The organism is Streptomyces sp. CO7 (genome assembly GCF_053474865.1).
This window is the reverse complement of record NZ_JBRIOU010000008.1, coordinates 170804-178238: the sequence shown is the minus strand read 5'-3', so window position 1 is coordinate 178238 and position 7435 is coordinate 170804. Positions and strand designations below refer to the sequence as shown.

Below are 7435 nucleotides of genomic sequence, written 5' to 3'. Positions count from 1 at the left end.
GAGCAGCGGAGCAACACGATCCCACAGGTCATCAGGCACAAGATCATCCGACACACTCAGAACTCTGCCGTCCACCAGCCCAACTGCCAAGCCTGTGAGCCAAACTCATTCTGAAACGATCAGTTAGTCCGCCCGGTCCGCGGCGCGGCGCCGCACGTCCGGCGGGCCTCCTTCAGGTGCCCGCCGGTAGTTCACTGCCGTGTCCGCCCGGTACTCCACCCTGGTTGACGCAGGCCCCACGTTCCCACCGCCCGGAGTGTCGGAGGGCCCGTCGGCCTCGTCCTCGGCATCGTTGTTTCACGTGAAACGTCGCTCACTCCTGCAAGGCGTCATCGGCCGCAGCCACGCCGCCGCCGAACCGCGCGACCGCAAGCCCGCCACCTCTCTCCGGAAGCCCTCCAGCGGTTCACCTGCCCAGGGCGACAAGTTGTCCACAGAGGCGGATTTCTCCACAGAACGACCGACCTCACTGGTTCGCACCCCCAAAGGCATGGGACGCTCTGTGTATAGAGAGCCTGAAGTCGAGGAGAGTGAATCCTTGCGGTCCGACGCCAACATCGCGGGACCGATGACCGATCCGGTCCCCGGTCCCCGCACCGAGTCGCAGGGGGACGATGTTTCACGTGAAACACCGCCCCCCATGGACGACACCCCTATGGGACACGCCAGCCAGCAGGCGGTGGACGCCATGGGGCGCGCTGCCGGGGAAGGTCTGCCCCGTCCTGAGCAGACCCGGATCATCGTGGTCGCCAACCAGAAGGGCGGCGTCGGAAAGACCACCACGACGGTCAACGTCGCTGCCTCGTTGGCGCTGCACGGGAACCGCGTCCTGGTGGTCGACCTCGACCCCCAGGGCAACGCCTCGACCGCGCTGGGGATCGACCACCACGCCGAGGTCCCCTCGATCTACGACGTCCTGGTGGACAGCCGCCCTCTCTCCGAAGTGGTGCAGCCGGTACCGGACGTGGAGGGGCTCTTCTGTGCGCCCGCCACCATCGACCTGGCCGGCGCCGAGATCGAGCTGGTTTCTCTGGTCGCCCGTGAGAGCCGCCTGCAGCGTGCGCTCCAGGCCTACGAGCAGCCGCTGGACTACGTCCTCATCGACTGCCCGCCGTCCCTGGGTCTGCTGACCGTCAACGCGATGGTGGCCGGTGCGGAGGTGCTGATCCCGATCCAGTGTGAGTACTACGCGCTGGAGGGTCTGGGGCAGCTGCTGAGGAACGTCGAGCTGATCCGGGGCCACCTGAACCCGACCCTGCATGTCTCGACGATCCTGCTCACCATGTACGACGGCCGAACGCGCCTGGCATCCCAGGTCGCCGAAGAGGTGCGTACCCACTTCGGTGAGGAGGTGCTGCGCACCAGCATTCCGCGCTCGGTCCGGATCTCCGAGGCCCCCAGTTACGGGCAGACGGTTCTGACCTACGATCCTGGTTCGAGTGGTGCCCTCTCCTACCTGGAGGCGGCCCGGGAACTCGCACTCCGGGGCGTGGGTATCCGCTACGACGGCTCGCAGGCCCACACGGGCGCTGCGGCGGGGCAGCTGCCCGGTGGGCAGCCGCAGGGCGGTCAGGTCGCGGACGGTCAGATGATGAGCGGACAGAACATGGTGGAGGGGATCCAGTGAGTGAACGACGCAGAGGGCTGGGCCGCGGGCTTGGCGCACTGATCCCCGCAGCGCCGACGGGGGACAGGCCGGTCGGTGGACCCGGGACGACCGCTCCGGCCTCTGCGGGCACGGCGACCCAGACGGTTCCGACCGTCCCGGGTTCTGCCGGAGAGCGCGGTGTTCCTGCGGCCAAGCTGGCGTCCCTGCCGGCGGCCCTTCGGGAGGAGGACTACGCTGCGGGGTCGGGTTCCGAGCTGCCGGCTCCCCCGGTGGGCGCGTACTTCGCCGAACTCCCGCTGGACGCCATCACGCCCAACCCTCGGCAGCCCCGCAAGGAGTTCGACGAGGACGCACTGGCGGAGCTGGTCACCTCCATCAAGGAGGTCGGCCTGCTGCAGCCCGTGGTGGTCCGGCAGACAGGGGCGGGGCGCTACGAGCTCATCATGGGCGAGCGCCGTCTGCGGGCCAGCCGCAAGGCCGGCCTGGAGGCGATCCCCGCAATTGTCCGCGGGACCGAGGACGAGAAGCTTCTCCTCGACGCCCTGCTGGAGAACCTCCACCGCGCCCAGCTGAACCCGCTGGAGGAGGCCTTCGCCTACGACCAGCTCCTCAAGGACTTCGAGTGTACGCATGACCAGCTGGCGGACCGGATCGGCCGGTCCCGTCCCCAGGTCTCCAACACGCTGCGTCTGCTGAAGCTGTCCACTGCCGTACAGCGGCGGGTGGCGGCGGGCGTGCTCTCGGCAGGTCACGCCCGTGCGCTCCTCTCCATCGAGGACGCGGAGGAGCAGGACCGGATGGCCAAGCGGATCGTCGCCGAAGGACTGTCGGTCCGTGCCGTGGAGGAGATCGTCCAGCTGATGGGCACCGGCCCTGAGAAGCCCGCCCGGGCCAAGGGACCGCGTGCCGGCTCCAAGGTCTCGCCGGCTCTCTCCGAGCTCGCCACCCGTCTGTCGGACCGCTTCGAGACGCGCGTCAAGGTCGACCTCGGCAAGACCAAGGGCAAGATCACGGTCGAGTTCGCGTCCGTGGAGGACCTCGAGCGCATCCTGACGACCCTGGCTCCCGACGAGGCGCCCATGCTCCAGGACATCTCGACGCCCCACGCCGAGGAAGACGGGCGCGCCGGAGATCCGGCCGAGTAGGCGGCGGTCCTCCCCTTCTGGATCGGCAGCGCGGGTCATGTTCGGTTAGTTCCGGACACGACCCGCGCTTTGCTTTGTGGAGAGGGCATAAGGGCCTCATGGTGGAGGGTGGGACCACAGGAAGCGAGGAAGAGCGTTCATGGGGCGTCGGCTTGTTCCGCTCACACTGGACAATCTCCAGGACCTACCGCGGCGCTGCAGGGGGTGCGTCTTCTGGGAGCTGGACCCCTTCAGCGGGGAGACGGCTCTCAAGGACGGCACAGCCGAGGGGGAGAAGGAGTCCTGGATCTCCGCCGTATTGCTGGACTGGGGTTCCTGTGGCCGCCTCGTCTACGTGGACGACGTGCCGGCCGGGTTCGTGCTCTACGCGCCACCGGCCTACGTGCCTCGTTCCACGGCCTTCCCCACCAGTCCCGTCTCTCCGGACGCCGTCCAACTGATCACGTCCTTCATCCTTCCCGAGTACCAAGGGCAAGGTCTGGGCCGGGTCCTGGTGCAGACCGTGGCCAAGGATCTGCTGCGACGGGGCTTCAAAGCGGTCGAGGCATTCGGCGACTCCCGCTGGAAGGAGCCTGCCTGTCTGCTCCCCGCGGATCATCTCCTGGCGGTCGGCTTCAAGACGGCCCGTTCCCATCCGACCTACCCGCGACTCCGCCTGGAACTGCGCTCGACGCTGTCCTGGAAGGAGGACGTCGAGATGGCCCTGGACCGGCTGCTGGGTGCCGTGCAGAAGGAGCCTGCACTCCGCCCGCTCTGAAGGGCGGCAGGGCTGGAGAACGGCGAAGGGCCGACCCGTCCGGGTCGGCCCTTCGCCGGCGTACTCCTCGCATGTTTCACGTGAAACGAGGTTTCACGTGAAACATGGCCTCACTCGGAGATGAACTCGTCGAGGTCCCGCACGATCATCGCCTTCGGCTTGGCGCCGACGATGGTCTTGGCAACCTCGCCGCCCTGGTAGACGTTCAGGGTCGGGATCGACATGACACCGTACTTCGCCGCAGTCGCCGGGTTCTCGTCGATGTTGAGCTTGACGACCTCGATCTTGTCGGCGTGCTCGGCGGCAATCGCCTCCAGCGACGGGGCGATCTGACGGCACGGGCCGCACCAAGCGGCCCAGAAGTCCACGAGGACGGGCTTGTCGCTCTTCAAGACCTCTTCCTCGAAGGTCTCGTCGGTGACGTTCTTCAGGCTGCCAGCCACTGAGGGCTCCTCACTGCGAATCGGGGGGAAGGGAATCAGGCCGAGGTCTTCTCCGGCTCCGCCTGCTGCTCGGAGTCGGAGAGAGAGGCCAGGTAACGCTCGGCGTCCAGGGCGGCGGAGCAGCCGGTGCCTGCGGCGGTGATCGCCTGGCGGTAGGTGTGGTCCACCACGTCGCCGGCGCCGAAGACGCCCGTCACGTTGGTGCGGGTGGACGGGGCGTCCACCTTGAGGTAGCCCTCGTCATCGAGCTCCAGCTGGCCCTTGAAGAGCTCGGTACGCGGGTCGTGACCGATGGCGATGAACAGACCGGTGACCGCCAGGTCCGAAAGCTCGCCGGTCTTCACGTTGCGCAGCTTCAGACCCGAGAGCTTGGCGTCGCCCTGCACCTCGGCGACCTCGCTGTCCCAGATGAACCGGATCTTCGGGTCGGCGAAGGCACGCTCCTGCATCGCCTTGGAGGCGCGCAGGGTGTCCCGGCGGTGGACGATGGTGACCGACTTGGCGAACCGGGAGAGGAAGGTCGCTTCCTCCATCGCCGTGTCACCACCGCCGATCACGGCGATGTCGTGCTCCCTGAAGAAGAAGCCGTCACAGGTGGCGCACCAGGAAACCCCTCGCCCGGAGAGCGCGTCCTCGTTGGGCAGGCCCAGCTTGCGGTGCTGGGAGCCGGTGGTGACGATGACGGCCTTGGCGCGGTGGACCGTGCCCGCGGTGTCGGTGACGGTCTTGATCTCACCGGCCAGGTCGACGGAGACGACGTCGTCCGGGATCAGCTCCGCGCCGAAGCGCTCGGCCTGGGCGCGCATGTTGTCCATGAGCTCCGGGCCCATGATGCCGGTCTGGAAACCGGGGAAGTTCTCGACCTCGGTGGTGTTCATCAGGGCACCACCGGCGGTGACGGCGCCCTCGAACACCAGCGGCTTCAGCGACGCGCGCGCGGTGTAGAGCGCCGCCGTGTAGCCGGCGGGCCCTGAGCCGATGATGATCACGTTACGGACGTCGCTCACGGCGGGTTTCCTCGTCTCTGGACTACGTCTTCAGGGGGCTCTTCTGGTGCGGTGAGCCTGGTTCGGTGCTCTCACCTCACTCCAACGGATCCTAGAGGCCGGGCATTCCCCGCTGTGCGCGGGCACGCGAGTGTCTCAGGGCGGGCATCCAGCGGCCGTCGTCAGTTCGAGGACCGGGCGTACGAGCGCCGGAGGAGAACGTCTCCCTTGGTCTCCTTGCCCGAGGAGGCCTGGGTGATGCACGAAGCGTCCACCACGTAGGCGGTCACGCGGGAGTCCTTCGCAGGGTCGGGAAGGACCACCAGGTAGGCGTCCTTCTCCTGGAACCTGCCGCGCTGAGCGGCGAGTGCCTCCACATCGCCGCCGATCCCGGCCCGGATACACGTAGGGACGTCGACAGCCGGGCGGCCCAGGGTCCTGGGCTGGGGCGAGGACGACTGCGTGGACATGTCGGCCTCGTCGAGGAGGCCTGCCACTCGTTGCTGGAGCGGCTGTCCGGAGAAGGTGGCTGCCGTAGGGGACGGCGTGTCCGTCTGGAAGGGCTGGGTCACCCAGACACCGATGCCGAGCGCAGCGGCCGCGAGGGCGGTGCCGAGCATCAGGGGTCGACGGCGGGATGAGCGCGTCCGGGACCGGGCCGCACCGGGCCGGCTCGGGCCGGCCGCTGCGGCGGGCTTCCGGCTCGAGGGACGCGTTCCAGCCCGCCCGCCGGACCGGCTCGCATCTCGCTCTGTTTCACGTGAAACATCTGCCGCGCGAACAGCACCGGAGTGCAGCTCACCCGGGTCTGCGGCAGCCGCGGTGTCGGAGGCGCTCAACAGCGCTTCGGCAGCGAGGGCTGCGTCGATCCGTCCGGAGACGTCGGCGGGCATCCGCACCGGACCCGGGAGGGTTCCGAGCGCGCAGCGGATCTCCTCCAGCGCAGAGAGGACGTCGGCGCAGAGGACGCAGTCGTCGAGGTGACCACGCACCGACTCCGTACGGTCGGGCGCGAGGGCGCCCTCCACCAGGTCCGAGATCTCGGTGACGTCCGGGTGCCCGGCCGTGTCCTTCGTCGCGGTCACGTTCGTTCACCTCCGCCCTTCGCGGTAGCAGAATCGATGGGTCCGGTGAGGGGCTTCTCAGAGACCCCAGGTGGGACGGATGCGCGGGGCGGGTGGTTCCGTCCTTCACCCGAAGGATGTCCTGGTCGTTCACGGGACGGCCGCAGATGGGTCAGCAGAGGCAGCAACCGTGCTCTCCCCCGGGCGCAGCGGCTCTTCACGGTGCCGACGGGGACGTCGAGGATGTCCGCCGCCTCCGCGACGGGATACCCCTGCATGTCCACCAGGACCAGGGCCGCGCGCTGGTCGGCGGGCAGGGTGGCGAGAGCCGCGACCAGTTCCCGTTGGAGGTCGTTGCGCTCGGCCGGGGCGGAGGCCGCCTCGTGCGGTTCCAGCAGCTGCTCCATGCGCTCCGGGTCGTCCACCGGTGACGTCCTGCGGGTCGCTGCCTTGCGGAGGCGGTCCAGGCAGGCGTTCACGGTGATGCGGTGCAGCCAGGTGGTGACGGCTGAGTGGCCCCGGAAGGTGTGCGCGGAGCGGTAGGCGGAGACCAGGGCGTCCTGGACGGCGTCGGCCGCCTCCTCCCGGTCGCCGAGGGTGCGGAGTGCCACCGCCCACAGCCGGTCCCGATGGCGGCGGACCAGTTCGCCGAAGGCGTCGGGGTCCCCCCGGAGGTGGAGGTCCAGCAGTTCCTGGTCGCTCGTTCCGCCGTACCCGCCGACGTCCGCCATCCGCCCCTCCCCCTGTGGTTCCTCCCCGGGGTGGCCGCTCACCCTGTGGCTTCCGGGGCGGCGACCCGTTCCCGACGCGTCAGCTGGTCACCTTGATGTCGACCACCCGGCCGCGGAAAGTGCCGGCGCTTTCCGGCGGAAGCTTGGTCAGCCAGACCAGGAGGTAGCGGGACTCGAAATCCTTGCCCGGAGTGAGAGTGACCTTCGTACCGGAGCCCTGGGCCACCTTCTTGTAGGCGTCGAAGGAGGTGGGCTGTGCGCCGTCCGTGCCGGACGCCGCGCGCAGCTCGACCGAGGTCTCACCCACGAACGTGACGGTGACCTTGCCGACCGACTGCTTCTTGCCGAGGTCGAGGATGACTCCGACTCCCGACTTCAGGTTTCCGAACTTGGCGTCACCCGAGTAGTAGTCCGTCTGCCAGTAGGTGCCGGACTCGCTGTCGTAGACCTTCCCTATGTCCGCGGGCTTCTCGCGGCCGTCGCTGCCGAACGGGTCGAAGTCGGTGGCGTCCTTGATGGCTATCGGCAGGGGTGCCTTCGGCTTCTCGTCCTGCGGCGCGTTCTGCGGCACCGTGTTGAGCGGTTCCTGCTTCTTGTCCAGCAAGGTGGCCGCGAGCTGCCAGCTGCCGAGGCCGAGAGCGGCGATCAGGAGCGCCGAGACGGCCCACTTGAGCGCCTTGCCCGTCTTGGTGTCCAGCGG

General features: G+C 68.6%; 7 protein-coding genes and 1 pseudogene. 3 read left to right on the top strand and 5 right to left on the bottom strand.

Annotation, left to right across the window (positions count from 1 at the left end):
* Window positions 1-490 precede the first annotated feature (490 nt).
* The 3 genes from ACOV8S_RS25700 to ACOV8S_RS25690 all read left to right on the top strand — a co-directional run bounded on the left by ACOV8S_RS25700 (window position 491) and on the right by ACOV8S_RS25690 (window position 3511).
* Complete coding sequence (locus ACOV8S_RS25700; protein WP_448320872.1) at window positions 491-1627, top strand: ParA family protein; 1137 nt, start codon at window positions 491-493, stop codon at window positions 1625-1627.
* Window positions 1624-2754: a ParB/RepB/Spo0J family partition protein gene (locus tag ACOV8S_RS25695; RefSeq protein ID WP_448320615.1), complete on the top strand. Its 1131-nt coding sequence runs from the start codon at window positions 1624-1626 to the stop codon at window positions 2752-2754. Before ACOV8S_RS25700 ends, ACOV8S_RS25695 begins: the two co-directional genes overlap by 4 nt.
* Before the next feature lie 139 nt (window positions 2755-2893).
* The gene (locus tag ACOV8S_RS25690; RefSeq protein WP_448320614.1) at window positions 2894-3511 is read left to right on the top strand and encodes a GNAT family N-acetyltransferase; all 618 of its coding nucleotides are present in this window, start codon (window positions 2894-2896) and stop codon (window positions 3509-3511) included.
* Window positions 3512-3621: 110 nt separating this feature from the next.
* Here ACOV8S_RS25690 and trxA read toward each other — a convergent pair whose 3' ends face one another.
* The 5 genes and pseudogenes from trxA to ACOV8S_RS25665 all read right to left on the bottom strand — a co-directional run.
* A complete protein-coding gene (gene trxA, locus ACOV8S_RS25685) occupies window positions 3622-3954 on the bottom strand; it encodes a thioredoxin (protein WP_351113741.1) in 333 nt (110 codons plus the stop codon).
* A gap of 35 nt (window positions 3955-3989) precedes the next feature.
* On the bottom strand, window positions 3990-4961 hold the full coding sequence (trxB, locus tag ACOV8S_RS25680) for a thioredoxin-disulfide reductase (protein WP_382553416.1): 972 nt from the start codon (window positions 4959-4961) through the stop codon (window positions 3990-3992).
* A 161-nt stretch (window positions 4962-5122) separates the two neighbouring features.
* Entirely contained in the window at window positions 5123-5410 is a 288-nt protein-coding gene (locus tag ACOV8S_RS25675; protein WP_448320611.1) for a hypothetical protein, read from the bottom strand.
* 611 nt (window positions 5411-6021) lie between these two features.
* Window positions 6022-6735, bottom strand: coding sequence for an RNA polymerase sigma factor SigM (gene sigM, locus ACOV8S_RS25670; protein ID WP_448320610.1), 714 nt, complete (start codon window positions 6733-6735; stop codon window positions 6022-6024).
* Between the two features lie 79 nt (window positions 6736-6814).
* A pseudogene (locus tag ACOV8S_RS25665) lies at window positions 6815-7435 on the bottom strand (serine/threonine protein kinase); the annotation flags it as partial.

Bases quoted from the DNA above. Each gene is read 5' to 3' on its own strand.
- sigM (WP_448320610.1), bottom strand. From the start codon at position 6,735: ATGGCGGACGTCGGCGGGTACGGCGGAACGAGCGACCAGGAACTGCTG.
- ACOV8S_RS25675 (WP_448320611.1), bottom strand. From the start codon at position 5,410: ATGTCCACGCAGTCGTCCTCGCCCCAGCCCAGGACCCTGGGCCGCCCG.
- ACOV8S_RS25700 (WP_448320872.1), top strand. From the start codon at position 491: ATGGGACGCTCTGTGTATAGAGAGCCTGAAGTCGAGGAGAGTGAATCC.
- ACOV8S_RS25690 (WP_448320614.1), top strand. From the start codon at position 2,894: ATGGGGCGTCGGCTTGTTCCGCTCACACTGGACAATCTCCAGGACCTA.